Annotated in this window: 21 protein-coding genes and 1 pseudogene; 15 read left to right on the forward strand and 7 right to left on the reverse strand. The window is 72.2% G+C overall.

Annotated elements, in window-relative coordinates; all coding sequences use genetic code 11:
• Positions 1 to 135 precede the first annotated feature (135 nt).
• The 4 genes from ACZ5CZ_RS28595 to acs all read right to left on the reverse strand — a co-directional run bounded on the left by ACZ5CZ_RS28595 (position 136) and on the right by acs (position 5,309).
• Positions 136 to 1,056: an alpha/beta fold hydrolase gene (locus tag ACZ5CZ_RS28595; protein WP_385846835.1), complete on the reverse strand. Its 921-nt coding sequence runs from the start codon at positions 1,054 to 1,056 to the stop codon at positions 136 to 138.
• Positions 1,053 to 1,553 (reverse strand): phage holin family protein, encoded by a 501-nt coding sequence (locus ACZ5CZ_RS28600; protein WP_385846833.1) that lies wholly within the window; start codon positions 1,551 to 1,553, stop codon positions 1,053 to 1,055. The genes ACZ5CZ_RS28595 and ACZ5CZ_RS28600 overlap by 4 nt, the downstream gene beginning before the upstream one ends.
• Before the next feature lie 118 nt (positions 1,554 to 1,671).
• Complete coding sequence (nhaA, locus tag ACZ5CZ_RS28605) at positions 1,672 to 3,114, reverse strand: Na+/H+ antiporter NhaA (protein WP_468947145.1); 1,443 nt, start codon at positions 3,112 to 3,114, stop codon at positions 1,672 to 1,674.
• Positions 3,115 to 3,353: 239 nt separating this feature from the next.
• Positions 3,354 to 5,309, reverse strand: a complete 1,956-nt coding sequence (acs, locus tag ACZ5CZ_RS28610) for an acetate--CoA ligase (RefSeq protein WP_385846831.1) — start codon at positions 5,307 to 5,309, stop codon at positions 3,354 to 3,356.
• Between the two features lie 314 nt (positions 5,310 to 5,623).
• Between acs and ACZ5CZ_RS28615 the strand changes: the two genes are divergently transcribed.
• Positions 5,624 to 6,895, forward strand: a complete 1,272-nt coding sequence (locus ACZ5CZ_RS28615) for a polysaccharide deacetylase family protein (RefSeq protein WP_385846829.1) — start codon at positions 5,624 to 5,626, stop codon at positions 6,893 to 6,895.
• Between the two features lie 64 nt (positions 6,896 to 6,959).
• Here ACZ5CZ_RS28615 and ACZ5CZ_RS28620 read toward each other — a convergent pair whose 3' ends face one another.
• Positions 6,960 to 7,988 carry an ATP-binding protein gene (locus ACZ5CZ_RS28620; protein WP_468947148.1) on the reverse strand — a complete coding sequence of 343 codons (1,029 nt, stop codon included), beginning with the start codon at positions 7,986 to 7,988 and terminating at the stop codon, positions 6,960 to 6,962.
• A 101-nt stretch (positions 7,989 to 8,089) separates the two neighbouring features.
• Here ACZ5CZ_RS28620 and ACZ5CZ_RS28625 point away from each other — a divergent pair, with 101 nt between their 5' ends.
• Entirely contained in the window at positions 8,090 to 8,914 is an 825-nt protein-coding gene (locus ACZ5CZ_RS28625) for a Fic family protein (RefSeq protein WP_468947150.1), read from the forward strand.
• Positions 8,915 to 9,279: 365 nt separating this feature from the next.
• On the opposite strand, the gene ACZ5CZ_RS28630 is transcribed toward ACZ5CZ_RS28625, so the two are convergent.
• Positions 9,280 to 10,110, reverse strand: coding sequence for an HAD family hydrolase (locus ACZ5CZ_RS28630; RefSeq protein WP_467549150.1), 831 nt, complete (start codon positions 10,108 to 10,110; stop codon positions 9,280 to 9,282).
• Between the two features lie 592 nt (positions 10,111 to 10,702).
• Between ACZ5CZ_RS28630 and ssd the strand changes: the two genes are divergently transcribed.
• From ssd to ACZ5CZ_RS28665, 7 genes and pseudogenes are all read left to right on the forward strand, one after another.
• The gene (gene ssd, locus ACZ5CZ_RS28635) at positions 10,703 to 11,809 is read left to right on the forward strand and encodes a septum site-determining protein Ssd (protein WP_450789816.1); all 1,107 of its coding nucleotides are present in this window, start codon (positions 10,703 to 10,705) and stop codon (positions 11,807 to 11,809) included.
• Entirely contained in the window at positions 11,806 to 13,002 is a 1,197-nt protein-coding gene (locus ACZ5CZ_RS28640) for a TadA family conjugal transfer-associated ATPase (protein ID WP_468947152.1), read from the forward strand. The genes ssd and ACZ5CZ_RS28640 overlap by 4 nt, the downstream gene beginning before the upstream one ends.
• Entirely contained in the window at positions 12,999 to 13,889 is an 891-nt protein-coding gene (locus ACZ5CZ_RS28645) for a type II secretion system F family protein (protein ID WP_468947154.1), read from the forward strand. Before ACZ5CZ_RS28640 ends, ACZ5CZ_RS28645 begins: the two co-directional genes overlap by 4 nt.
• A 303-nt stretch (positions 13,890 to 14,192) precedes the next feature.
• Positions 14,193 to 14,972, forward strand: coding sequence for a type II secretion system F family protein (locus ACZ5CZ_RS28650; protein ID WP_468947155.1), 780 nt, complete (start codon positions 14,193 to 14,195; stop codon positions 14,970 to 14,972).
• Between the two features lie 69 nt (positions 14,973 to 15,041).
• Complete coding sequence (locus ACZ5CZ_RS28655; RefSeq protein WP_385846818.1) at positions 15,042 to 15,254, forward strand: DUF4244 domain-containing protein; 213 nt, start codon at positions 15,042 to 15,044, stop codon at positions 15,252 to 15,254.
• Positions 15,241 to 15,615: a TadE family type IV pilus minor pilin gene (locus ACZ5CZ_RS28660; RefSeq protein ID WP_467549144.1), complete on the forward strand. Its 375-nt coding sequence runs from the start codon at positions 15,241 to 15,243 to the stop codon at positions 15,613 to 15,615. Before ACZ5CZ_RS28655 ends, ACZ5CZ_RS28660 begins: the two co-directional genes overlap by 14 nt.
• Positions 15,616 to 15,719: 104 nt before the next feature.
• A pseudogene (locus ACZ5CZ_RS28665) lies at positions 15,720 to 15,917 on the forward strand (Rv3654c family TadE-like protein); the annotation flags it as partial.
• Positions 15,918 to 15,990: 73 nt separating this feature from the next.
• Here the strand turns inward: ACZ5CZ_RS28665 and ACZ5CZ_RS28670 are convergent.
• Positions 15,991 to 18,576: a DEAD/DEAH box helicase gene (locus tag ACZ5CZ_RS28670; protein ID WP_468947158.1), complete on the reverse strand. Its 2,586-nt coding sequence runs from the start codon at positions 18,574 to 18,576 to the stop codon at positions 15,991 to 15,993.
• A gap of 81 nt (positions 18,577 to 18,657) precedes the next feature.
• Between ACZ5CZ_RS28670 and bldG the strand changes: the two genes are divergently transcribed.
• The 6 genes from bldG to ACZ5CZ_RS28700 all read left to right on the forward strand — a co-directional run bounded on the left by bldG (position 18,658) and on the right by ACZ5CZ_RS28700 (position 25,215).
• A complete protein-coding gene (bldG, locus tag ACZ5CZ_RS28675) occupies positions 18,658 to 18,999 on the forward strand; it encodes an anti-sigma factor antagonist BldG (RefSeq protein WP_385846814.1) in 342 nt (113 codons plus the stop codon).
• Between the two features lie 158 nt (positions 19,000 to 19,157).
• On the forward strand, positions 19,158 to 19,589 hold the full coding sequence (locus ACZ5CZ_RS28680; protein WP_385846812.1) for an ATP-binding protein: 432 nt from the start codon (positions 19,158 to 19,160) through the stop codon (positions 19,587 to 19,589).
• 273 nt (positions 19,590 to 19,862) lie between these two features.
• On the forward strand, positions 19,863 to 22,283 hold the full coding sequence (locus ACZ5CZ_RS28685) for a sodium-translocating pyrophosphatase (RefSeq protein WP_468947160.1): 2,421 nt from the start codon (positions 19,863 to 19,865) through the stop codon (positions 22,281 to 22,283).
• A gap of 196 nt (positions 22,284 to 22,479) precedes the next feature.
• A complete protein-coding gene (locus ACZ5CZ_RS28690; protein ID WP_385846809.1) occupies positions 22,480 to 23,151 on the forward strand; it encodes a small secreted protein in 672 nt (223 codons plus the stop codon).
• 108 nt (positions 23,152 to 23,259) lie between these two features.
• Positions 23,260 to 24,786 (forward strand): DUF7059 domain-containing protein, encoded by a 1,527-nt coding sequence (locus tag ACZ5CZ_RS28695; protein ID WP_385846807.1) that lies wholly within the window; start codon positions 23,260 to 23,262, stop codon positions 24,784 to 24,786.
• A 231-nt stretch (positions 24,787 to 25,017) separates the two neighbouring features.
• On the forward strand, positions 25,018 to 25,215 hold the full coding sequence (locus tag ACZ5CZ_RS28700) for a hypothetical protein (protein WP_385846805.1): 198 nt from the start codon (positions 25,018 to 25,020) through the stop codon (positions 25,213 to 25,215).
• Positions 25,216 to 25,367 lie beyond the last annotated feature (152 nt).

Genomic DNA, 25,367 nt, shown 5'->3' on the forward strand with positions numbered 1-25,367 from the left:
CTGCCCGAAGGTCGATAACCGCCTCCGTGGCCCCCAATTGGCCTATGCGGCAGGCATGTGGCCGTTCGAGGGACATCTGTTCACCAAACGGATACTCCACGCACCGAATCCGTCACCGAACGGTCGCCGCGTACCTCACCGGTCGGGCTCGGGGTCCTTCAGCCAGTTGACCAGTTCGGTGGAGAACGCGACCGGGTCCTCCTCGTGCGGGAAGTGGCCGAGCCCGTCGAACAGCCGCCAGCGGTACGGCGCTTCGACGTACTCGCCCGAACCGGCCGCGCTGCGTGTGCGCATGACGGGGTCCAGGGAGCCGTGCAGATGCAGCGTGGGCACCCGCACCGGCCGTTTCATCCGGCGGTAGAACTGGATGCCGTCCGGGCGGGCCAGCGAGCGCACCAGCCAGCGGTACGGCTCGATGGAGCAGTGCGCGGTGGACGGGATGCACATGGCCCGCTGGTAGGTCTCGACGGTCTCGTCCTCCGGCAGCCGCGGCCCGGACCAGTCCCGGAGCAGCCGGCCCACCAGCGCCCCGTCGTCGGCGGTGAGTTGACGCTCCGGCAGCCACGGCCGCTGGAAGCCCCAGACACAGGAGTTGGCGGCCGACTGCCGGGCGTCCCGGAGCATCGCCGCGCGCCAGCGCCGCGGGTGCGGCATCGACACCACGGCGAGGCGCCGGACGAGCTTGGGCCGCATCGCGGCCGCCGTCCACGCCAGATAGCCGCCCAGGTCATGGCCGACCAGGGCGGCGTCCGGCTCGCCGAGCGAGCGGATCACCCCGGTGACGTCGAGGGCGAGGTTGGCCGGGTCGTACCCGCGGGGGGTGCGGTCGCTGCCGCCGACGCCCCGCAGGTCCATGGCCACCGCCCGGTAGCCGGCGTCCGCGAGCGCCACCAGCTGGTGCCGCCAGGTCCACCAGAACTGCGGGAAGCCGTGCAGCAGCAGCACCAGGGGGCCGTCGCCGAGTTCGGCGATGTGGAAGCGGGCGCCGTTCGCGGCGACGTCCCGATGGCTCCAGGGGCCGTCCATGCGTACGGCCGAGGGTGCGGGGTCCGTCATGACGACGAGCGTGCCACAGCCTCGATGGCCGCGGGTGCTTTGTCCCCCGGCAGTTCCGGTCGCAGTTCCGGTCGCGGGTGCGGCTTGGCGTTCTGGAGGACGCCCGCCGTCTCCTTCACCGACGCGGCCACCTTCTGCGGACCCTGCCCCTTCTTGGCCTTCTTCGCCATCGCCACGCCGACCAGGGCGAGGACACCGGCGACGAGCACGTTCGCCGCGAAGGACAGCAGGAAGCAGACCGCCAGGTTCCAGTGGCTCCAGGTGCGGATGCCGTAGGCCAGGGCGAAGTTGAGCATCGGCAGGGAGAACACCAGCACCGCGCCGGCCAGCGAGAAGGCGCCGCCGCTCACCGCGCCGCGCTTGACGTCCTGCTTCAGCTGGGCCTTGGCCAGCGCGATCTCGTCGTGCACCAGCGCCGACAATTCGGTCGTCGCCGAGGCGAACAGCTGGCCGATGCTGCGTTCGGCGCCGACCGGGCTGCCGTCGGGTGCGCTCATCGCGTTCTCCCTCAGAGGTCTGATGTGCCGTACCGCCGTACGCGGGCCGCTCAGGTGCCGTCCTGGGCGGCCGTTCCGTGCGTCGTACGGCCGTCTTGTTTTGTACCGTCTCGTCAGATCATGCCGGACGGTCGCCCTCCTCGCCTGCCCCGCCCGCCACTTCCGAAAGCCCGTGGCGCGCCGCGGCCGCCCGCTCGGCGGCGATCCGCCGGTGTTCGGCGGCCTTGCGCTCGTAGATCGCGGCCAGCCGCAGGTGGTACTCCGGGTTGTCCTGTTCGTAGATGTCCGGGATGCCGTCGAGGTCCTCGTCGCGCTCCTCCTCCGCGCACAGCCTGCGGTACTTGGCGTTGCGTATCTTCAGCAGCACCGTGGCGCACACGGCGGCGAGCAGCGAGCCGGTGAGCACGGCCGCCTTGACCTCGTTGGTGAGGGCGTTGTCGCCGGCGAAGGCGAGTTCGCCGATGAGCAGCGAGACGGTGAAGCCGATGCCGGAGAGCGAGGCCAGCGCGAAGACGTCGGCCCAGGCGAGGTCCTCGCTGAGCGAGGCGCGGGTGAAGCGGGCGGTCAGCCAGGTGCCGCCGAAGATGCCGAGCGTCTTGCCGGCGACCAGCCCGAGCACCACCCCGAGCGTCTCCGGCCTGGTGAAGACGTCCCGCAGCGCCCCGCCCGAGATCGACACCCCGGCGCTGAACAGCGCGAACAGGGGCACGGCGAGCCCGGCCGACAGGGGGCGCACCAGATGCTCGACGTGCTCGCCGGGCGAGCGGTCCTCCCCCTCCCGGGCCGTGCAGCGCAGCATCAGGCCCATCGCCACGCCGGCGATGGTGGCGTGCACCCCGCTGTTGTACATCAGCGCCCAGATCACGACGGCGAGCGGGACGTACACGTACCAGCCGCGGACGCCCCTGCGCAGCAGCAGCCAGAAGACGGCCAGGGCGGCGGCCGCCCCGCCGAGCGCGGCGAAGTTCAGCCGGTCGGTGAAGAAGACCGCGATGATCAGGATCGCGAACAGGTCGTCGACGACCGCGAGGGTGAGCAGGAAGGCGCGCAGGGCGCTGGGCAGCGAGGTGCCGATGACCGCGAGGACGGCGAGCGCGAAGGCGATGTCGGTGGCGGTGGGCACCGCCCAGCCCTGGGTGGAGCCGCCCGCGGTGAGGTTGGCGACGGTGTACACGAGAGCCGGTACGGCCATGCCGCACAGCGCGGCCACCACGGGCAGCGCGGCCGCCTTGGGGTCGCGCAGGTCCCCGGCGACCAGCTCGCGCTTCAGCTCGATGCCGGCGACGAAGAAGAACACCGCGAGCAGGCCGTCGGCCGCCCAGTGGGCGACGGACAGGTGCAGGCCGAGCGCGGCGGGGCCGAAGTGGAAGTGGCTGACGGTCTCGTAGCCATGGCGGAGCGCCGGGATGTTCGCCCAGATCAGCGCGGCCACGGCGGCGAGGAGGAGCAGGATGCCGCCGACGGTCTCGGTGCGCAGCGCGTCCGCGACGAAGGTGCGCTCCGGCAGGGACAGCCGGCCCAGGAGCTTGCGCGGGGCGGCCGGGGTGCGGAGCGCGGTCACGGGAGACCTCCGGTGGGTGGGCAGGGTCGGCTCACTTGCCGACCAGACTTCCCGGCGCACCCATGACGCGTCCTTGACGCTTTACTTAGCTTACCTAAGATCTTGCGTCTGTCCAAGCTCTTCTTCCCGGGCCGTGGGCGACCGGGACCGGTGATCCTCACGGTAGACGCGGAAGGGGCACCCGGCGCGTTGTGCGACGGGTGCCCCTTCGGGGTGGATCAGTGCCGGCCGGGTGTCGCTCAGTCCTCGCTGGGGGCGGCCGGGAGCTTGGTCTGGATGAGGTCCATGACCGTGGAGTCCGTCAGCGTGGTGACGTCACCGAGCTGGCGGTTCTCGGCCACGTCGCGCAGCAGCCGGCGCATGATCTTGCCGGAGCGGGTCTTGGGCAGCTCGGCCACCGGCAGGATCCGCTTGGGCTTGGCGATCGGTCCGAGCGTGGCGCCCACGTGGTCGCGCAGCTCGCCCACGAGCGTGTCGGTCTCGGCGGCCGTACCGCGCAGGATCACGAAGGCGACGATGGCCTGCCCGGTGGTCTCGTCGGCGGCGCCGACGACGGCCGCCTCGGCGACCGAGGGGTGCGAGACGAGCGCCGACTCCACCTCGGTGGTGGAGATGTTGTGCCCGGACACCAGCATCACGTCGTCCACCCGGCCCAGCAGCCAGATGTCCCCGTCGTCGTCCTTCTTGGCGCCGTCCCCGGCGAAGTACCGGCCCTCGAAGCGGGACCAGTAGGTGTCGAGGAACCGCTGGTCGTCGCCCCAGATGGTGCGCAGCATCGACGGCCACGGCTCGGTCAGCACCAGGTAGCCACCGCCGCCGTTCGGCACCTCGTGGCCCTCGTCGTCGACGACGGTCGCGCTGATGCCGGGCAGCGGGCGCTGCGCGGAGCCGGGCTTGGCCTCGGTGACGCCGGGCAGCGGCGAGATCATCATCGCGCCGGTCTCGGTCTGCCACCAGGTGTCCACGACCGGAGTCCGGTCGGCACCGATGTGCTTGCGGTACCAGATCCAGGCCTCGGGGTTGATCGGCTCGCCCACCGAGCCGAGCACGCGCAGGCTGGACAGGTCGAACTTGGCGGGGACGTCGTCGCCCCACTTCATGAACGTCCGGATCGCCGTCGGCGCGGTGTAGAGGATCGAGACCTTGTACTTCTGCACGATCTCCCAGAACCGGCCCTGGTGCGGGGTGTCCGGGGTGCCCTCGTACATGACCTGTGTGGCGCCGTTGGCCAGCGGGCCGTACACGATGTAGGAGTGCCCGGTGACCCAGCCGACGTCGGCCGTGCACCAGTAGACGTCGGTCTCCGGCTTGAGGTCGAACACCGCCCAGTGGGTGTACGCGGTCTGGGTCAGATAGCCGCCGGAGGTGTGCAGGATGCCCTTCGGCTTCCCGGTGGTGCCGGAGGTGTAGAGGATGAACAGCGGGTGCTCGGCCTCGAACGCCTCCGGGGTGTGCTCGGCCGACTGGCGGTCGACCAGCTCGTGCCACCAGTGGTCCCGCTCCTCGTTCCAGGCGACCTCCTGCCCGGTACGACGCACCACGAGCACGTGCTCGACGCTGTCGACCTTGGCGATCGCCTCGTCCACGGCGGGCTTGAGCGCGGACGCCTTGCCGCGCCGGTAGCCGCCGTCGGAGGTGATGACGACCCGCGCGTCGGCGTCCTGGATGCGGGTCGCGAGCGCGTCCGCCGAGAAGCCGCCGAAGACCACCGAGTGGGTGGCGCCGATGCGGGCCGTGGCCAGCATGGCGATCGCGGTCTCGGGGATCATCGGCATGTAGACGGCGACCCGGTCGCCCTTGCGGACACCCAGTTCCAGCAGCGCGTTCGCCGCCTTGGAGACCTCGTCCTTCAGCTCGGCGTAGGTGATCGAGCGGCTGTCGCCGGGCTCACCCTCGAAGTGGATCGCGACCCGGTCTCCGTGTCCGGCCTCCACATGGCGGTCCACGCAGTTGTAGGCGACGTTCAGCTCGCCGTCCTTGAACCACTTCGCGAACGGGGGGTTCGACCAGTCCAGCGTCTCCGTCGGCTCCTTGGCCCAGGTCAGCCGCCGGGCCTGCTCGGCCCAGAAGCCGAGCCTGTCAGCCTTGGCCTGTTCATACGCCTCCCCCGTGACGTTGGCGTGTGCGGCCAGGTCGGCGGGGGGTGCGAACCTGCGCTCTTCCCTGAGCAGGTTGGCCAGGCTCTCGTTGCTCACGACATCTCCCTCTCGAAGGGTGTCCGTTGTGTCCCAGGCCACAGCTCATCAGACGCGGGGGGCCGATGACAAGAGCCGACGGCTAAATTGGTTTAGACCTGTCGGGCGGCCTCTTCCGCCCTGGCCGAAATGGCCTCTCGCACGGCCTCTGCGTTCACCCGTGGGCGTGAAGCGAGCATTTCATCGGCTTGTCGTATTAATTCCTTCCGCGCCTCGTGCGACCTTGACGGCGCTGTCGGTACAAGCCCGGCACATCACCAGAAACAGCCCAGCCGGCAGCGTGTGCCCGAGAGAAGGAAGAAGGTGGGCGGAACATGGCCGCCACCCAGAGGATCGCCGTCGGTGCCATGGTCGCCGCGGCCTGCGCCGCGTCGCTCGCCGGATGCTCGAGCGACTCCAGCAGTACGAAGCAAGGGGCGTCCGGCCCGCAGAAGCAGGCGCCGGCCCCCGCACCGGGGAGTGTGCTCCGGCTGATCGGCGACGGATCCACCGCGTACACCGGTGCCCAGCCGCATCTGCCCCGGCCGGAGCGGCTGAAGCCCGGTCAGAAGCCCCCGCAGTTCGTCGTCTTCTCCTGGGACGGCGCGGGCGAGGACAGCCAGAAGCTGTTCTCGCACTTCCGCAAGGTCTCCCAGGAGAACCACGCGACCATGACGTACTTCCTCAGCGGCGTGTACATGCTGCCGGAGGAGAAGCGCGACCTGTACAAGCCGCCGCAGCACGCCCCGGGCCGCTCCGACATCGGCTTCAACGACGCCCAGGGGATCGCCGACACAGCCAGGCAGGTACGGCTGGCCTGGCTGGAGGGCAATGAGATCGGCACCCACTTCAACGGCCACTTCTGCGGCCCCGACGGTGGCGTCGGCACCTGGTCGGTGGACGAGTGGAAGAGCGAGATCAACCAGGCCAAGCAGTTCGTGAAGAGCTGGAAGACCAACGCGGGCATGAAGCGCTCGGCGCCGCTGCCCTTCGACTACGACAAGGAGCTGATCGGCGCCCGCACCCCCTGCCTGGAAGGGCAGAAGAACTTCATGAAGGCCGCCCGCCAGATGGGCTTCCGCTATGACTCCAGCGGGGTCAACGACCAGGTGTGGCCGAAGCGGAAGGAAGGTCTCTGGGACCTGTCGATGCAGCTGGTGCCCTTCCCCGGCCACACCTACGAACAGCTGACCATGGACTACAACTTCATGGTCAACCAGTCCGGCACCGAGACCCAGGGCGACCCTGACAAGTTCGACTACTGGGGCGACCAGATGCGAGACGGCCTGATCAAGGGCTTCTACCGCGCCTACGACGGCAACCGCGCGCCCCTGATCATCGGCAACCACTTCGAGTCCTGGAACGGCGGCACCTATATGCGTGCCGTCGAGGACACGGTGAAGGAGGTCTGCAACAAGCCCGACGTGCGCTGTGTCTCCTTCCATCAGCTGGCCGACTGGCTGGACGCCCAGGACCCGAAGACCCTTCAGAAGCTGCGCACCCTGAAGGTGGGCGAGGCTCCCAGGCAGGGCTGGGCGTCCTTCCTGTCCGGCCGCCCGGCTCCGGCGCCCAAGGGGGTGCCGGGGGCGCCGGCGGACAAGCGGTAGGCGTCAGCAGCGGACGCGGACGCGGACGCGGATGGGGATGCGGGCGGCGGGTGCGGCGGCCGGCTCAGACAGGTGCCGCCGCGCCCGCGCCGATGCGGTCGCCCGCCCCCATGTGATCGCCCGCGCCGAGGTGCTCGCCGAGCACGAAGGAGGGGTCGACCTGCGCCGCCAGGTCGGCCCCGGTGCGCTCGTTGCCCCACGACTCGGCGTTCTTCAGGTGGAAGTGCACCATCTGACGGGTGTAGTGCTCCCAGTCACGCAGCTCGTACCGGGCGTCCGCCGCGGCCTTCAGGGTGTGCAGCGCACGGGCGTTGGCCTCCTCCAGGAGATCGAACCGGGGCGGGCGGCCCTTCTCCATGGCGCGCACCCAGTCCGAGCGCCCGACCGTCACGAGCAGGTCGTCCCCGACCTCCGCGCGCAGGAAGTCGATGTCGTCCTGTTCCTGGATCTTGTTGCCGACGACCTTCAGGGCCACCCCGAAGTCGCGGGCGTACTCCTTGTACTGGCGGTAGACGGAGACCCCCTTCCGGGTCGGCTCGGCGACGAGGAACGTCATGTCGAAGCGGGTGAACATGCCGGAGGCGAAGGAGTCGGAGCCCGCCGTCATGTCGACCACGACGTATTCGTCGGGGCCGTCGACGAGGTGGTTCAGGAACAGCTCCACCGCTCCCGTCTTGGAGTGGTAGCAGGCGACCCCCAGGTCGGCGTCCGTGAAGGGGCCCGTGACCATCAAACGGACGGCGCCGCCGTCGAGTTCCACCGGGCGGGCGCAGGCGTCGTAGACCGGGTTGGGCTCCCGCACCCGGACCAGCCGGGAGCCCTCGCCGGGCGGCGTGGTCTTGATCATCGTCGCGGCGGAGGCGATGCGCGGGTTGGTGCCGCGCAGGTAGTCCTTGATCAGGGTGAGCCGGCTGCCCGTGGCGGGCAGTGCGGCCGCCTCTTCCTCCTCGAGGCCGAGCGCGGGGCCGAGGTGCTGGTTGATGTCCGCGTCGATGGCGACCACCGGTGCACCGGCGGCCGCGAGATGGCGGATGAAGAGGGAGGAGAGCGTGGTCTTGCCGCTGCCGCCCTTCCCGACGAAAGCAATTTTCATGTTCACCAACGGTAGTCGGGTGATAGCGGTGCGTGTCAGGTGGAAGTGAAGAAGACCACTCCTTCGTGGGGTGGGCGGGTCGGGTGCGTAGGGTCGTACTCATGAGTACGACAGGCGCGAACGCCGACCCCCTCGCGGCCCTGGGCGCGCTGCCCGGGGTGGCCGACTCCGTGGAGTCCGTACGCAAGGCCGTGGACCGGGTCTACGGGCACCGGATCATGCGTCGGCGCAGTACCGCGGTCACGTCCGAGGCGGCGCTGCGCGCGGCTCGCGGCTCGGCGGCGCTGTCCGGCGCGGACTGGGCCCTGGAGGAGGTCCGGCGGCGCACCGACTTCAGCGCCGACGCCGAGGCGCGCACCGTGGGCGCGGCCCTGCGGCTGTCGGCCGAGGCGGGGCAGCTGCTGTCCATCTGGCGGCAGTCGCCGCTGCGGGTGCTGGCGCGGCTGCATCTGGTGGCCGCCGCGGAGCAGGACGAGCGGGTCGGCAGGCCGCGGCAGGCCGGCGAGGCGGTGGACGAGCCGCTGGTCGAGCTGCCGCTGCCGGATGCCGAAGAGGTCGCCGGCCGGCTGGAGGGACTGGCCGAGCTGATCGTCGCCGGGACCTCCGCGCCCGCGCTGGTGACGGCCGCCGTGGTGCACGGCGAACTGCTCGCGCTGCGTCCCTTCACGTCCCACAACGGCCTGGTCGCGCGCGCGGCCGAGCGGATCGTGCTGATCGGCAGCGGCCTGGACCCCAAGGCGATCTGCCCGGCCGAGGTCGGCCATGCCGAGCTGGGCCGCGCGGCCTATCTGGGGGCCCTGGACGGCTATGTCTCCGGTACGCCCGAGGGCATGGCGGCCTGGATCGCGCACTGCGGCAAGGCCGTGGAGCTGGGGATGCGCGAGTCGACCGCGGTGTGCGAGGCGCTCCAGCGCGGCGCCGCCTGACGGGAGGGCCCGGGAAGGGTCACGGCAGGCCCCGGGAAGGGTTGCGGCGGTACGAGAGACTCGTACCGCCGCTGGCATGCTCACCGGGTTACCAAGCGTCCTCGATATGTGCCCATCAGGTCGGGGTCTTTGCCCGTCACCTGGTGCGGCTGGCCCGTAATCGACGGGTCGACGTCGCGTGGGTGCCCGGTGTTCATGCGAGGTCCGTGGGGCCAGTGCGTAGTGACAGGGGATCCTCTCGGATGTCCTTGGTCTCGCGGGCCTGACTTCTTTCTACCCCGTACCGGCGGTAACCGGAACCCTTCGTGGCACTTATTTACTTGCGCGATCAAACCGGGTGAAACGGGTGCGGCCACGGGTGCGGCTCAGGCGGTGCCGCGCCGCCGGTTGGCGTACCAGACCAGGCCCGCCGTCGCGGCCGCCGCACCTATGGCCGCCGCCGCGACCAGCGCCGGGCGGGGCGGGACGGACAGTGTGGGCAGCCGCTTCTTGAGCGGGACCGGGCGGCGGAACTCCAGAACTGGCCAGCCGCGGGCGAGTGCCTCGCGCCGCAGTGCCCGGTCCGGGTTCACGGCGTGCGGGTTCCCGACCTCCTGGAGCATCGGCAGGTCGGTCGCCGAGTCGCTGTAGGCGTAGCAGCGGTCGAGGTCGTAGCCCTCGGCCGCGGCCAGCTCCCTGATCGCCTCGGCCTTGGTCGGGCCGTACGCGTAGTACTCCACCTCGCCGGTGAAGCAGCCGTCCTCGCCGACGACCATGCGGGTGGCGACCACGCGGTCCGCGCCCAGCAGCTCGCCGATCGGCTCGACCACCTCGGCGCCCGAGGTGGAGACGATCACGACGTCCCGCCCGGCCGCGTGGTGTTCCTCGATGAGGGAGGCGGCCTCGTCGTAGATGATCGGGTCGATCAGTTCGTGCAGGGTCTCGGCCACGATCTCCCGCACCTGCTGCACATTCCAGCCGCGGCACAGCGCGGAGAGGTACTCGCGCATCCGCTCCATCTGGTCGTGGTCCAGGCCGCCGGCCAGGAAGACGAACTGGGCGTATGCGGTCCGCAAGGCGGCCCTGCGGTTGATCAGTCCACCTTGGTAGAAGGACTTGCTGAAGGTGAGCGTGCTCGACTTCGCAATGACCGTCTTGTCCAGGTCAAAGAAGGCTGCTGCGCGAGGCAAGGAGTGGTTTTCCACGCCCCTGAGCATAGGCGCCCACCATTCGGCGTAAGGTGGGGCGCGTGGGTTTGCCTGAGAGGGCTCTCGGGTACACCATGGAAGTCACGGATCGTTCGCGACCGTGCTAACCCGGCCCGACTCCTCCCCCCCCGAGTCGGCCGTGGGGACGACCCCCGCTCTCCCCCCCGGCGGGGGTCGTCGCATGTCCGGGTGGGTTTTGCTGCTCCCCTCTTCTTCTCGTACGGCGTTGCGGCCCGGGTGATCCCGCTGGTGGCCGCCGCTTCCCCATGGCCATGATCCGTTACCCAGAGTAATCGGTGTGCTGCTCTGTGGAAGTCGTACAGGGATCAGTACAGGGGTCACCGGTATGGGTGACGGAGTTATTCACAGGACCGAAGTTGTCCACCGTTTTCGACCAAGATCCACACGATTTCGGGGATCGCTGCACCGTGATTCCAGCGCGCTCCGGCCGCGGCGAGTTCATGGCCGATTCCGATTGCGGGGCGCGTATGGCCGGTTCCTGTCGGCCGTTCATATGGAGACCGCTTGCCGGTTCTCCGCACGCCCGGGAATCGCGGGGCCGCAGCGGCCGCGCGGAACACACAGCGAAGGGGGAACGCACATGTCCAAAACCGTCACCCACGACCCACCGCCCGACCCCGGCGGCCGGCCGGGACGGCCGCTCATCGTCACCGAGGACACCTGGCTGCTGGACGACCTGCTGCGCCTGTGCGCGGCCGCCGGCGCCACCCCCGAGGTCCACCACGCCCTCCCGGCCGCCGGCGACGGCTGGCAGACGGCCCCGCTCGTCCTGATCGGCGACGACGTCGCCCGCCGGATGCGGGGAGCCGCGCGCCGCCCCGGGGTGGTGCTGGTCGGCCGTGACCAGGACGACCCGGGGGTGTGGAAACGGGCCGTCGAGATCGGCGCCGACCATGTGCTGATGCTGCCCGACGGAGAGCAGTGGCTGGTCGACCGCATCGCCGACGTCGTCGAAGGCGTCGGCCGTCCGGCTCTCACCGTGGGGGTGATGGGCGGGCGGGGCGGGGCCGGAGCCTCCACGCTCGCCTGCGCCCTCGCCGTCACCTCCGCGCGCGAGGGGCTGCGCACCCTGCTGGTGGACGCCGATCCGCTCGGCGGCGGACTCGACGTCCTCCTCGGCGGGGAGACCGCGGAGGGGCTGCGCTGGCCCGCCTTCGCCGCCTCCCGCGGCCGGGTCGGCGGCGGTGCCCTGGAGGAGTCGCTGCCCGAACTGCACTCCCTGCGCGTGCTGAGCTGGGACCGCGGCGACTGCGTCGCCATCCCGCCGCAGGCCGTGCGGGCGGTGCTCGCCGCCGCCCGGCGACGCGGCGGCACGGTCGTGGTCGACCTGCCCCGCCGGCTCGACGACGGGGTCGCCGAGGCCCTCGCCCAGCTCGACCTGGTGCTGCTCGTCGTCCCCGCCGAGCTGCGGGCGGTCGCGGCGGCCGGCCGGGTGGCGTCCGCCGTCGGCATGGTCGTCCGCGATCTGCGCGTCGCGGTCCGCGGCCCGTACGCCCCCGGCCTGGACGACCACGAGGTGGCCCGGCTGCTCGGGCTGCCGCTCGCCGGCGAGGTGCCGGCCGAACCCCTGCTGTCCCGCCCGCAGGCCGGGGCGAAGCCGCCCGGTGCCACCGGACGCGGCCCACTCGCCCGCTTCTGCACGGACTTCTGGGAGCGCGCGCTGGTCGAGGCGGGAGGCACCCGGTGAGCCTGACCGGAGCCGGCCCGGTGGACGGCGCCCTGCTCGACGGCGTCCGACGGCGGCTGGCCGAGAGCGGCGCCGAACCCACCCCGGCGCGCGTGGCCCAGGCCCTGCGCGAACAGGGCCGGGTGCTCGGCGACGCGGAGGTGCTCGGCGCGGCCGAACGGCTCAGGTCGGAGCTGGTCGGCACCGGCCCGCTGGAGCCGCTGCTCGCCGACCCGGACGTCACCGACGTGCTGGTGTCGGCCCCGGACCGGGTATGGGTGGACCGCGGCGGCGGCCTCGAACTGACCCCGGTGGCCTTCCCCGACGCGGCGGCCGTACGACGCCTCGCGCAGCGCCTGGCCGCGGTGGCCGGACGCCGGCTGGACGACGCCCGGCCCTGGGCGGACGCCAGGCTGCCCGACGGCACCCGGCTGCACGCGGTGCTGCCCCCGGTCGCCGTCGGCTGCACCTGCCTGGCCCTGCGGGTGGCCCGGCCCCGGGCGTTCACCCTCGCGGAACTCGTCGCGGCCGGCACGGTGCCGCCCGGCGGTGACCGCATCCTGGCGGACCTCGTCGGGGCCCGGCTGTCCTTCCTGGTCAGCGGCGGCACCGGGAGCGGCAAGACGACCCTGCTCAGCGCCCTGCTGGGGCTGGTCGGCCAGGGCGAACGGATCGTGCTCGCCGAGGACTCCGCCGAGCTGCGGCCGGAGCACCCGCATGTGGTCCGGCTGGAGACCCGGCCCGCCAACCAGGAGGGCGCGGGCCTGGTCACGCTGGAGGACCTGGTCCGGCAGGCGCTGCGGATGCGGCCCGACCGGCTGGTCGTCGGAGAGGTGCGCGGACCCGAGGTGGTGCACCTGCTGGCGGCGCTCAACACCGGCCACGAAGGCGGCTGCTGCACGGTCCATGCCAACGCGGCCGGAGATGTGCCGGCCCGTCTGGAAGCGCTGGCCACGGCCGCCGGGCTGGACCGGGCGGCACTGCACAGCCAGCTGGCGGCCGCTCTCTCCGTGGTGCTCCACCTGGTACGGGACCGGTCCGGGCGGCGCCGGATCGCCGAGGTCCATGTGCTGGAACGGGATGCCTCGGGCCTGGTGCGGACGGTGCCGGCGCTGCGCTGGGGCGAGCGGGCCTTCGCACGCGAGCGCGGCTGGCAGCGGCTGCGCGGACTGCTCGCGGGCACCGACGGGTTCGGAAGCGAGGCGCAGGCATGACGAGCGGGACCGACATGACCGGCCAGATGTCCCAGACGTCCCTGGGCGCCGCGCTGTTCTGTCTCGGCGCGGCCGTGTGGCTGCTGGGCGGAGGGCACTCCGGCGCCCGGCGTGCGCGGCTGCTGCTCGCCGGCGGCGGCGCGGTGGCCGTCGGACCACCGCCCGGGGAGCGGCTCCTCGCCGGACTGCGGCGGCTGCGCGGCCGGTGGCGGCCCGAGTGGTGGTCGCTGGTCGCCGGGGCGCTGCTCGGACTGCTGGGCGCCTCCCCGCTGCCGGTCGCCGCGGGGGCGGCCGGGGTGCCGGTGCTGCGCCGGGTGCTGCGGGCCCGGCAGGCCGGACAGGACCGGCAGCGGCGGGCCGACGCGGTGATCGGCCTGTGCGGGGCGCTCGCCGGGGAGGTGCGCGCGGGACGGCAGCCGGGCGAGGCGCTGTTGCGGGCCGCGCGGGACTCCGGCGGGCTCGGCGAGGCGCAGGCGGCCGTGGTGGCGGCGGCGCGGTTCGGCGGGGATGTTCCCGGCGCCCTCGCGGTGGCGGCCCGGCAACCGGGTGCCGAGGGACTGCTCGGGCTCGCCGCGTGCTGGCGGGTGGCCGTCGATCAGGGCGCCGGTCTCGCCGCGGGACTGGACCGGCTGGACGGCGCGCTGCGCGCGGAACGCGACCGGCGCGCCGACCTGAAAGCCCAGTTGGCGGGCGCGCGGGCGACCGCGGTACTGCTCGCCGCGCTTCCCGCGCTCGGCCTCCTCCTCGGCGCGGCCATGGGCGCCGACCCGCTGTATGTGCTGCTGCACACCGGGGCCGGTTTTGGCTGTCTGGCGGCCGGGGCGCTGTTCGAGGCGCTCGGGTTGTGGTGGTCGGTCCGGATCATGCGGACGGCGGGAGCGGGGTGAACGCGGGCGTGTGCAGGGGGTGGTGTGTGCACGCGCCGGACGGGGGTCGGGAGGGAGCACCGGTGCGGACGGGAGTTGGCCGGACGGGGGTCGGGAGGGTGCCCGGTGCGCACGGGGGCTGGTGCGCACGGGGGCTGGTGCGCGGGAGAGAAGCGGTCGGAGGGGTCGGGGGAGTGGTTCCGGGCGGGCGGCGAGGGGCGGCGAGATGGGTGGAGTGGCGGGGTGGGCGGAGTGGTTTCGGGTCGGCGGGTGGAGTGGCGGGGTGGGCGGAGTGGTTTCGGGTCGGCGGGGAGGAGTGGCGCGGTGAGCGGGGACGTTGTGCACAGGCTGGGGATGGCCGGGGTCGTGGTGGCGGCGCTCGGCTGGGCGGTGTGGTGGCTGGACCGGGTTCGGCGGCGGCGCCGGGCGCGGCGGCTGATCGCGGAACTGATGGGCCGCGAAGCCCCGCCCGGCAGACGGCGGTTCGCGGTGCCGGCGGTGCTGCGCGGCGGGCTGCCGTCGGTCGGCGCGGCCTGCGGCACCTGGGTGCTGGTCGGGGGGATCGCCGGGGCCCTGCTGGGGCTCGCGGTGGGCGCGGTGCTGTGGCGCCTGCGGGGCCGGGCGACGGCACAGGCCGGGACGGAGCAGGCCTGCGGTGCCGAAGCCGCCCGCCAACTGCCGCTCGCCGCCGACCTGCTGGCGGCCTGCATCGCCGCCGGGGCCGGGCCGGTGATCGCCGCCCAGGCGGTGGGCGACGCCCTCGGCGGACCGGTCGGGGCGGCACTGGCCCGGGGTGCGGCGGAAGTGCGGCTCGGCGGTGAACCGGTGGACGCCTGGTGCGGGTTGGCGGCGCTGCCCGGTGCGGGGCCGCTGGCCCGGCTGCTGGAGCGGGCCGGCGAGTCCGGGGTGCCCGCGGCCGCCCCGGTCGCCCGTCTCGCCTCGGACGCGCGTGCCGAGTGGGCCCGCGCCGCGACGGCCCGGGCCCGCCGGGCGGCCGTCCTGATCTCCGCGCCGGTCGGGCTGTGCTTCCTGCCCGCCTTCATCGCCGTCGGTGTGCTGCCGGTGGTGATCGGGCTGGCCGGCGGAGTGCTGGCGGGGAGGTGAGGGAGGACGACGTGAGCGGGACCGGGTGACCTGCGGGGACTGCCGAGAGACACAACAGGAGGGAATGTCATGCGAGTCGGGATGAAGAAGAAGGCCCAGAAGGCGGCGGCGCGGCTGTGCGGGGCGGTTCGCCGGGACGACGGGATGGTGACCTCGGAGTACGCCATGGGCATCATCGCGGCCGTCGGGTTCGCGCTGCTGCTCTACGAGGTCGTCACCAGCGGCCAGGTCAGGGCGGAGCTCCAGGACATCGTGAAGAAGGCCCTCAGTGCGCGGATGTGACCGGGAGGCCGACCGGGGGTTCGTGACCGCGGAGACGGCCGTGGTGCTCGGTGTGCTGGTGGCGTTCACGATGGCGCTGGTGTGGGGGCTGCTCGTGGTCGCCGCGCAGATCCAGTGCGTGGACGCCGCCCGCACCGGCGCCCGGGCCGCCGCCCGCCAGGACCCGCCGGACGCGGTGCTGGCGGTGACCCGGGAGGCCGCGCCGCGCGGGGCCCGGGTGTCGGTCCGGCGCGAGGGCGATCGGGTGCGGGTGACGGTGGTGGCCCGGCCGCCGGTGCTCAGCGGACTGCCGTTCGAGGTGCGGGAAGAGGCCGTCGCGGCGGCGGAGGAGACGGTGGGCGCGGGAAAGGAGGGGCTGTGAGGCGGGGCGTAGTGCGGAAGCGGGGCGTGGCGCGGCGCCGAGAGGGCTCCGACCGCGGGTCCGCCACCGTGTGGAGCCTCGGAGTGATCGCCGTGCTGTGCGCGGTGTTCGGCGCCGTGCTCGCTCTCGGGCAGGCCGTGGTCGTCAGGCACCGGGCCGCGGGCGGTGCCGATCTGGCGGCGCTCGCGGCGGCGGACCACTGGGCCGAGGGGGCGACGCCGGCCTGTGCCCGGGCCGGGCGGCTGGCGGCGGCCCAGGGGGTGCGGCTGGTGCGGTGCGCGATCGTCGGCGAGACCTCGGATGTGACGGCTGCCGCGGGCAGCGGGCCGTTCCGGGCGGAGGTCAGGGCGAGAGCCGGGCCGGCCGGCACCCCGGTCAGCTCTCCGGCCCCTCCGGAAGCTCCTCCTTCGGCTGACCCGCAAGCTCCTCCGGAAGCTCCTCCTTTGGATCCCCCGCAAGCTCCTCCGGAAGCCCCTCTGGAGGCTCTTCCACAAGCTCCTCCGCGGGCTTCTCTTCCGGTGCGTCCCTCAGGAGCACCGTGAGCAGGCGCACCGCACCCCTCTTGTGCAGCGGTTCGTTGCCGTTGCCGCACTTGGGGGACTGGATGCAGGAAGGGCAGCCGGCCTCGCACTCGCAGGAGGCGATGGCCGCCCGGGTCGCGGCGAGCCAGGTGCGCGCGGTGTGGAAGGCGCGCTCGGCGAACCCCGCGCCGCCGGGGTGGCCGTCGTAGACGAAGACCGTCGGCAGGAGCGTATCGGGGTGCAGGGGGACGGACACCCCGCCGATGTCCCAGCGGTCGCAGGTCGCGAAGAGGGGCAGCATGCCGATGGAGGCGTGTTCGGCGGCGTGCAGCGAGCCGCCGAGGATCTCCGGGGTGATCCGGGCCTCGTCCAGTTGGTCCTCGGTGACCGTCCACCACACCGCGCGGGTGCGCAGCGTACGAGGAGGGAGGTCGAGTTTCGTCTCGCCGAGCACTTCGCCGGTGAGGAGACGGCGGCGCAGGTAGGAGACCACCTGGTTGGTGACCTCGACCGAGCCGTAGCACAGGCGGCCGGCGCCCCAGGGGATCTCGGTGTCCGTCTCCAGGACGGAGATCGCCGTGGTGTCGCGGGCGACCGTGGAGTAGGGCGGGTCGGCCTGCTCGACCAGGGCGACGGAGTCCTCCAGGTCGAGATGGCGCACCAGGTAGGTGCGGCCCTGGTGCAGATGGACCGCGCCCTCGTGGACGGTGGAGTGCGCGGAGCCGGCGTCGACGGTGCCGAGCAGACGTCCGGTACCGGCCTCCACGATCTGCACCGGGCGGCCGCCCGCACCGCGGATGTCGGTCAGGTCGGCGGCCCGCTCGCGCCGCGTCCAGTGCCAGGCCTTCGTCCTTCTGCGGAGCAGCTTCGCGGCCTCCAGCTGCGGCAGCACCTCCGCACTGGCGGGGCCGAAGAGGTCCAGGTCCTCCTCGGTCAGCGGGAGTTCGGCGGCGGCGGCGCACAGGTGCGGCGCGAGGACGTAGGGGTTGTCGGGGTCCAGGACGGTCGATTCCACCGGCTGGTCGAACAGCGCCTCGGGATGGTGCACGAGGAAGGTGTCCAGCGGGTCGTCCCGGGCGACGAGGACCGCGAGGGCGCCCTGCCCGGAGCGGCCGGCGCGGCCCGCCTGCTGCCACAGGGAGGCGCGGGTGCCCGGGTACCCGGCGATCACCACGGCGTCCAGGCCGGAGACGTCCACGCCCAGCTCCAGGGCGGTCGTGGCGGCGAGGCCGAGGAGTTCGCCGGAGTGCAGGGCGCGTTCCAGCGCGCGGCGCTCCTCGGGGAGATAGCCGCCCCGGTAGGCCGCGACCCGCCGGACCAGAGAGCGGTCGACCTCGGCCAGCTTCTCCTGGGCGATCACCGAGATCAGCTCGGCGCCGCGCCGGGAGCGGACGAAGGCCACCGAGCGCACGCCCTGCACGGTCAGGTCGGTCAGCAGATCGGCGGTCTCGGCGGTGGCCGTACGCCGTACGGGGGCACCCTTCTCGCCGTGCAGTTCGGTGAGCGGGGGCTCCCAGAGGGCGAAGACCAGTTCCCCGCGCGGGGAGGCGTCGTCGGCGACCTCGACCACCGGCAGCCCGGTCAGCCGGCGGGCGGCCACGGCGGGTTCCGCGGCGGTCGCCGAGGCCAGCAGGAAGACGGGCGAGGCACCGTAGCGGGCGCACAGCCGCCGCAGCCGGCGCAGCACCTGGGCGACATGCGAGCCGAACACACCGCGGTAGGTGTGGCACTCGTCGATGACGACGTACTTCAGCGACTTCAGGAAGGAGGACCAGCGGGGGTGGGCCGGGAGTATGCCCCGGTGCAGCATGTCGGGGTTGGTCAGCACGTAGGTGGCGTACTGGCGGATCCACTCGCGTTCCTCGAACGGAGTGTCGCCGTCGTACACGGCTGGGCGAACCGCGCCGGCCAAAGGTTGTGAAAGTTCCTTCACCGACCGGCACTGGTCCGCCGCGAGCGCCTTGGTGGGCGCCAGGTACAGCGCGGTGGCGCCCCGCCCGTTCGGGGCCTCGGCTCCGTCGAGCAGGGCGGACAGGACGGGCACGAGGTAGGCGAGGGACTTGCCGGAGGCGGTGCCGGTGGCGACGACCACCGAGTCGCCGTCCAGGGCGTGCTCGGCGGCCAGTGCCTGATGGGCCCAGGGATGCTCGATGCCGCACCGCTGGACGGCCGCGATCACCTCGGACCGAATCCGGTGAGGCCAGACGGCATGGCGGCCCGCGCGCGGGGGCAAGTGCTCCGTATGAGTGATGCGCGCAGACCGGCTCGGCCCCGAGGCGAGCCGGTCCAGGACCGTGCCCGGGGAAAACCCGAAGGCCTGTTCTGCCGGGGTTCTGTCGGATCGGTGATTCTTGGCCATCGGCACCGAGTGTGTCACTGGCGTGACGGACAATGGAGCCAAGGCGTCGTGCACGCCTGCCGGTAAGTGATTGAATGCCATCGCGGCTGGCGATGCGTCCCGGGGGCCGCATGCCGAGTTACCCGAGGGGCGACCGCTCGATAGCAAGGTGCTGGAGGATCCGTGGACCTGTCCCTGTCGACCGAAACCATCGGCGATCGTACGGTCGTCCGAGTCGGTGGCGAAATCGACGTGTATACCGCGCCCAAGCTGCGTGAGCAGCTGGTCGAGCTGGTGAACGACGGGAATTTCCACCTCGTCGTCGACATGGAGGGCGTGGACTTCCTCGACTCCACCGGGCTCGGCGTGCTGGTCGGAGGCCTGAAGCGGGTGCGTGCCCACGAGGGCTCGCTGCGCCTGGTCTGCAACCAGGAGCGCATTCTCAAGATCTTCCGCATCACCGGCCTCACCAAGGTGTTCCCCATCCACACCTCGGTCGAGGACGCGGTGCAGGCCACCGACTGATCCGGGCCGTTCGCCGGCGCCGGACCGCCCCGCGCGGTCCGGTGCGGGGCGGTCCTGTCCTGGGCCGGGCCAGCGGCCCGGGCCACAGCAGTACAGCAGGGGGTGCGGCCCTCGGCGGCCCCGCCCCGACCGCACACCCGTAGTCGCGAGGGGGATGCATGGCCACCGTCGAACTCCGCTTCAGCGCGCTGCCCGAGCACGTCCGGACCGCCCGGCTGGTGGCGGCCGCGGTGGCGCGCAGGGCCGGAGTGGACGAGGCCGTCCTGGACGAGGTCCGGCTCGCCGTGGGCGAGGCCTGCTCCCGTGCCGTCGGACTGCATCGGAACAGCGGCATCACGGCGCCGGTGAAGGTGGCGCTGATCGAGGAGGAGAAACAGTTCTCCATCGAGGTCGGCGACAAGGCCCCGCATGCCGTGCCGGGCGGCGACACGCCCGGCGCAGCGGACGGCGAGCCGGAGGTCGAGGAGGACGAGATGGGCCTCGCGGTGATCAGCGGCCTCGTCGACGACGTCCAGGTCACCACCGGCCTGGACGGCGGTCTGATCCGCATGACCTGGCCGACCGCGCCCCCGGCCACGGCGCTGCTCTGAACCGCCCCCGCCGAACTTCTCGAAGGGCCCTGCCACGCAGGGCCCTTCGTCGTTTCCGGCGCAGCCCGTAATTCGTGAAGTAATTCACGATCATTCACCGTCGGCCGAGAATGCCTCGAAGGCATTACGCCATTCGAGGCGTGTAGCGCGAGGGCGATCATTTGCGATGAGCCAGTGGAGGCTAATTCCGTTTACCGTGCTCTGTTGAGATCACACGGGGGTACCTACAATCCGTCCACATCTTGAGCTCAGCCCAAGCGTCAAGGAGGACGAATGGCGGGGCTTTCTACCCCTGAGTGGGCCACCCCCCAGTGGGGCCGTTCCACATCCCTCGCGGCCGCGGTCCTGACCGACGACAACCGGATCCTCGTGGCCGTCATCGGCGCGGTCGCGCTGGCCGCGCTGGTGGTCGCGGGGCTCCTGGTGCGCCAGGTGCTGGCGGCGGACGAGGGAACCGACAGCATGAAAGAGATCGCCGGGGCGGTGCAGGAAGGCGCCAAGGCGTATCTCGCCCGGCAGTTGCGCACGCTCGGCGTATTCGCCGTCGTCGTGTTCTTCCTGCTCATGCTGCTGCCGGCGGACGACTGGAATCAGCGTGCCGGACGTTCGGTGTTCTTCCTGATCGGCGCGGCGTTCTCGGCGGCCACCGGCTATATCGGCATGTGGCTCGCCGTACGCAGCAATGTGCGGGTCGCCGCGGCGGCCCGGGAAGCGACTCCGGCGCCCGGTGAACCAGAAAAAGATCTCACCGCCGTTTCGCACAAGGCGATGAAGATCGCATTTCGCACGGGCGGTGTCGTCGGCATGTTCACGGTGGGGCTCGGCCTGCTGGGCGCCTCCTGTGTGGTGCTGGTGTACGCGGCCGACGCACCGAAGGTGCTGGAGGGCTTCGGCCTCGGCGCCGCCCTGATCGCCATGTTCATGCGGGTGGGCGGCGGCATCTTCACCAAGGCCGCCGACGTCGGCGCCGACCTGGTCGGCAAGGTCGAGCAGGGCATTCCGGAGGACGATCCGCGCAATGCCGCGACCATCGCCGACAACGTGGGCGACAACGTCGGCGACTGCGCCGGCATGGCGGCCGACCTGTTCGAGTCGTACGCCGTCACCCTGGTGGCCGCGCTGATCCTCGGCAAGGCCGCCTTCGGCGACTCGGGGCTCGCCTTCCCGCTGCTGGTGCCCGCCATCGGAGTGATCACAGCGATGATCGGCATCTTCGCGGTCGCCCCGCGCCGCGCCGACCGCAGCGGCATGACGGCGATCAACCGCGGCTTCTTCATCTCCGCGGTGATCTCGCTCGCCCTGGTGGCGGTCGCGGTCTTCGTCTACCTGCCCTCGACGTACTCCGGGCTGCACGGCGTCACGGACGCGGCGATCCGGGGCAAGGACGGCGACCCCCGGGTCCTCGCCCTGGTCGCCGTCGCCATCGGCATCCTGCTCGCCGCCGTCATCCAGCAGCTGACCGGCTACTTCACCGAGACCACCCGGCGCCCGGTCCGGGACATCGGCAAGACCTCCCTCACCGGCCCCGCCACCGTCGTCCTCTCCGGCATCTCCCTGGGTCTGGAGTCGGCCGTCTACACCGCGCTGCTCATCGGGCTGGGCGTGTACGGCGCGTTCCTGCTCGGCGGTACGTCGATCATGCTGGCGCTGTTCGCGGTGGCGCTGGCCGGCACCGGACTGCTCACCACGGTCGGTGTGATCGTCGCCATGGACACCTTCGGGCCGGTCTCCGACAACGCGCAGGGCATCGCCGAGATGTCCGGTGACGTCCAGGGCGCGGGCGCGCAGGTGCTCACCAACCTGGACGCCGTCGGCAACACCACCAAGGCCATCACCAAGGGCATCGCGATCGCGACGGCCGTCCTCGCCGCGTCGGCGCTGTTCGGGTCGTACCGTGACGCGATCACCACCAATGTGCAGGACGTCGGGGAGAAGCTCAGCGGGCCGGGCGCGCCGCTGAGTCTGTCCCTGGACATCTCGCAGCCCAACAACCTCGTCGGCCTCATCGCGGGTGCCGCGGTCGTGTTCCTCTTCTCCGGACTGGCCATCAACGCCGTGTCCCGGTCGGCGGGTTCGGTGGTGTTCGAGGTGCGGCGGCAGTTCCGGGAGAAGCCCGGGATCATGGACTTCAGCCAGAAGCCCGAGTACGGCAAGGTCGTCGACATCTGCACCAAGGACGCCCTTCGGGAGCTGGCCACGCCCGGTCTGCTGGCCGTCATGGCGCCGATCTTCGTCGGGTTCACGCTCGGCGTCGGCTCGCTCGGCTCCTATCTCGCCGGCGCCATCGGCGCGGGCACGCTGATGGCGGTGTTCCTCGCCAACTCCGGCGGCGCCTGGGACAACGCCAAGAAGCTGGTGGAGGACGGCCACCACGGCGGCAAGGGCAGTGAGGCCCACGCGGCCACGGTGATCGGCGACACGGTCGGCGACCCCTTCAAGGACACCGCGGGCCCCGCGATCAACCCGCTGCTGAAGGTGATGAACCTCGTCTCGCTGCTCATCGCACCCGCGGTGATCAAGTTCTCCTACGGCCACGACAAGAGCCTCGGCGTGCGGATCGCGATCGCGGTGCTCGCGCTCCTGGTGATCGTCGGTGCGGTGTACGTCTCCAAGCGGCGCGGGATCGCCGTGGGCGACGACGACGAGAGTGCCGAGCGGGTGGCCAACTCGCCGGGTACGGCGGTGGTTTCGTAGCTGTCGTGGGGAAGCCCTGTTCAACGGGCGGGCGGGTGGCGCTTACTGACGCGCGGCCCGCCCGTCCGCGTCTGTGGGCACGCCCACGTCGTGAGCCTTCTCTCTGGCGGTGCAAACGCGTACGAAAATACACATAGGGGATGTTCGCGCTGCGGGGGGTGTGTGTCCGCCGTGTAGGGTCCGTGGGCCGAGAGCCATGGAAGGGACCAATCCGGTGAACAAGAAGCTCACGGCCGCACTGTCCGGCGGTGCGGTACTGGTGGTGGCATTGACGGGATGCACCAGCAGCAGCGGCGGCGGCAGCAAGGGCCCCGACCCCAAGCTCGTCTCCTGGGCCAAGTCGGTGTGCGACGCGGTGCCCGCGCAGGACGCGAAGATCAAGGCGGCCAACGCGGCGATCAGCACCACGGCCGCCGACACCGCCAAGCCGCAGGAGTTGCAGAAGACGGACTCGCAGGCCTTCCAGGACATGGCCGACGGCTACAAGGCGATCGCCACCGCCGTCGGCAAGGCGGGCGCGCCGCCCGGGGTCGAGGGCGGCGTCAAGCGGCTCCAGGCGGTCGTGAAGAGCTTCAACAGCCTCTCCGCCTCCTACGCCGACCTGAAGAAGCAGGTCGACGCGTTGAACACCAAGGACCAGGCGAAGTTCGCCTCCGGGCTGCACGATGTCGCGGTGCAGATGACCGACCTGGAGAAGAAGCACCAGAGCGGCACCGAGGCGCTGAAGAACCTCCAGCAGGGCGAGGTCCAGGACGCGATCGCGCAGCAGGCCAGCTGCAAGAAGGTCGCCGAGTCGGCCACGGCCTCGCCGGCGCCGTCGTCTCCGGCGTCGTCCCCGTCGGCGTCGGCGTCCTCCAAGAAGGGCTGACACGTCGGTCCGCCGGGGGACGATGTCACTGCCCTCGGCGGACCGGCTCCGGGCGTGCGGAGGGCGCGCGGACCGGCCCCGCGGCCGCCCCCGGGACACAATGGGGGCGTGACTGACACCGGACTCGCCCCCCTGCCCGCCGCCGACCGGCCCGACATCGCCGCACGCCTGCGGGACGCCCTGCTGGCCGCCTCCTTCACCGCCGACGGTCTGCTCGAGCTGCTCGGCGCCCCCGCCTACGCGGCGCTGGCCCGCAGCGAGACCGTGCCCGCCCTGCGCGCGACCCGTGGCGACACGCCGCTGGAGACGCTCGTACGGCTGTTCCTGCTCCAGCAGCCGGTGCCCCACGCGCGCGTGGCGGCGATCCTGCCGGTCGAGGAGGCCGTGGAAGCCGGGTGGCTCACGCGCGTGGGCGGCGACGAGGTCGCCGCGACGGTGGATGTACGGCCCTACGGCGGCCCCGACGGCGAGGACTGGTTCATCGTCTCCGACCTCGGCTGCGCGGTCGGCGGCGCGGGCGGCATCGGACGCCGCGACGAGGGCGTCGTCCTCGGGGTCGGCGGCGCCTCCACCACCCTCGCCGGCATCACCGTCCGCACCCCGGTCGCCTCCGCCCTGGACCTCGGCACCGGTTCCGGCATCCAGGCGCTGCACGCCGCCCAGCACGCCACGCGCGTGACGGCCACCGACGTCAACCCGCGCGCGCTGCACATCACCGCCCTCACGCTCGCGCTCTCCGGCGCGCCCGCCGCCGAGCTGCGCGAGGGCTCGCTGTTCGCACCGGTCCGGGACGACGAGACCTTCGATCTCATCGTCTCCAACCCGCCGTTCGTGATCTCGCCGGGCGCCCGGCTGACCTACCGGGACGGCGGCATGGGCGGGGACGATCTGTGCCGCTCGCTCGTTCAGCAGGCGGGGGAACGGCTGAACGAGGGCGGGTTCGCGCAGTTCCTCGCCAACTGGCAGCACGTGGCAGGGGAGGACTGGCAGGACAGACTCAGGTCGTGGGTGCCGAGCGGGTGCGATGCCTGGATCGTGCAGCGCGAGGTGCAGGACATCACGCAGTACGCCGAGCTGTGGCTGCGGGACGCCGGTGACCACCGTGGGGACCCGGCGGAGTACCAGGCGCACTACGACGCCTGGCTCGACGAGTTCGAGGCGCGCAAGGTGAAGGCGGTCGGCTTCGGCTGGATCACGCTGCGCAAAAGCGGGGCCGCGGAGCCGTCCGTCACCGTGGAGGAGTGGCCCCACCCGGTCGAACAGCCGCTCGGGGACGCCATCCTGGCCCACTTCGAGCGCCTCGACTATCTCCGTGAGCACGACGACGCGGCCCTGCTCGCAAGCCACTTCAGGCTCGCTGCGGAGGTGGTCCAGGAGCAGGTCGGGCTGCCCGGCGCCGAGGACCCCGAGCATGTGGTGCTGCGCCAGAACCGCGGTATGCGCCGGGCGACCAAGGTGGACACGGTCGGCGCGGGCTTCGCGGGCGTGTGCGACGGCACGCTGAGTGCGGGCCGCATCCTGGACGCCATCGCCCAGCTGGTCGGCGAGGACCCGGTGCTGCTCCGCGACCGCACCCCGGCGCAGATCCGGCTGCTGGTGGAACAGGGCTTCCTGGAGCCGGCGCCGGTGGCGTAGCGCCGGGGCGGACAAGGGCGGGGCGCCGAGGACCCGGGCGGGGGACCGGCGCCGTACGCTCCGGAAAACGGCCGGAAAGCATGGGTTCCGGAGTTCGGGCGAGCGGTCTCCGGGCGCCCGTCCGGTGGCGCGCCGGCCCCCCGTTCACCCCGATGTCGTCCGCCCGTCGTCCGCGCGTGCCACCCTCCCCGCGCTGGGCGGAGCCGGACGGCAGGAAAGGGGCGCGGGGCGATGGAGAGCGGGCCGGCGATCTATGCGGGAGCGGTGTTCGCCCTGTTCGGCGCGGCCCTGCTGACCTGGACCGGGGTCCGGCTGCGGCGCGGGGAGCCGGTGGCGGACGGTGTGAGGCACCTCCCATCGGCGGTCGTCGCGAGCGTCGCGGGAACCGTCGCGCTGGCACTCGGCGGATACTGCCTCACCCGGCTCTGACGTCGGCGGGCGTGCCCGGGAGGGGGGTGTCGCGGAAGTAAGAGGAGCGACGCGCTCCGGACAGGCCCCGAGGGGGTACCCGGTACTCCGGGCGGCAGGAATGGCGGTAGTCGGGTTACCGTTCGAGTGGCCGTTGTGGGCTTTTCCCGTTT

It is taken from the genome of Streptomyces sp. NPDC031418 (genome assembly GCF_055581605.1).

What these genes read in the sequence shown, in the direction of transcription:
- ACZ5CZ_RS28630 (WP_467549150.1), bottom strand. Translation starts at nt 10,110, where the DNA reads ATGCTCAGGGGCGTGGAAAACCACTCCTTGCCTCGCGCAGCAGCCTTC.
- ACZ5CZ_RS28670 (WP_468947158.1), bottom strand. Translation starts at nt 18,576, where the DNA reads ATGGCATTCAATCACTTACCGGCAGGCGTGCACGACGCCTTGGCTCCA.
- ACZ5CZ_RS28690 (WP_385846809.1), top strand. Translation starts at nt 22,480, where the DNA reads ATGGAAGGGACCAATCCGGTGAACAAGAAGCTCACGGCCGCACTGTCC.
- ACZ5CZ_RS28655 (WP_385846818.1), top strand. Translation starts at nt 15,042, where the DNA reads ATGCGAGTCGGGATGAAGAAGAAGGCCCAGAAGGCGGCGGCGCGGCTG.
- ACZ5CZ_RS28620 (WP_468947148.1), bottom strand. Translation starts at nt 7,988, where the DNA reads ATGAAAATTGCTTTCGTCGGGAAGGGCGGCAGCGGCAAGACCACGCTC.
- ACZ5CZ_RS28685 (WP_468947160.1), top strand. Translation starts at nt 19,863, where the DNA reads ATGGCGGGGCTTTCTACCCCTGAGTGGGCCACCCCCCAGTGGGGCCGT.
- ACZ5CZ_RS28615 (WP_385846829.1), top strand. Translation starts at nt 5,624, where the DNA reads ATGGCCGCCACCCAGAGGATCGCCGTCGGTGCCATGGTCGCCGCGGCC.
- ACZ5CZ_RS28600 (WP_385846833.1), bottom strand. Translation starts at nt 1,553, where the DNA reads ATGAGCGCACCCGACGGCAGCCCGGTCGGCGCCGAACGCAGCATCGGC.
- ACZ5CZ_RS28645 (WP_468947154.1), top strand. Translation starts at nt 12,999, where the DNA reads ATGACGAGCGGGACCGACATGACCGGCCAGATGTCCCAGACGTCCCTG.
- ACZ5CZ_RS28680 (WP_385846812.1), top strand. Translation starts at nt 19,158, where the DNA reads ATGGCCACCGTCGAACTCCGCTTCAGCGCGCTGCCCGAGCACGTCCGG.
- ACZ5CZ_RS28625 (WP_468947150.1), top strand. Translation starts at nt 8,090, where the DNA reads ATGAGTACGACAGGCGCGAACGCCGACCCCCTCGCGGCCCTGGGCGCG.
- ACZ5CZ_RS28595 (WP_385846835.1), bottom strand. Translation starts at nt 1,056, where the DNA reads ATGACGGACCCCGCACCCTCGGCCGTACGCATGGACGGCCCCTGGAGC.
- ssd (WP_450789816.1), top strand. Translation starts at nt 10,703, where the DNA reads ATGTCCAAAACCGTCACCCACGACCCACCGCCCGACCCCGGCGGCCGG.
- ACZ5CZ_RS28700 (WP_385846805.1), top strand. Translation starts at nt 25,018, where the DNA reads ATGGAGAGCGGGCCGGCGATCTATGCGGGAGCGGTGTTCGCCCTGTTC.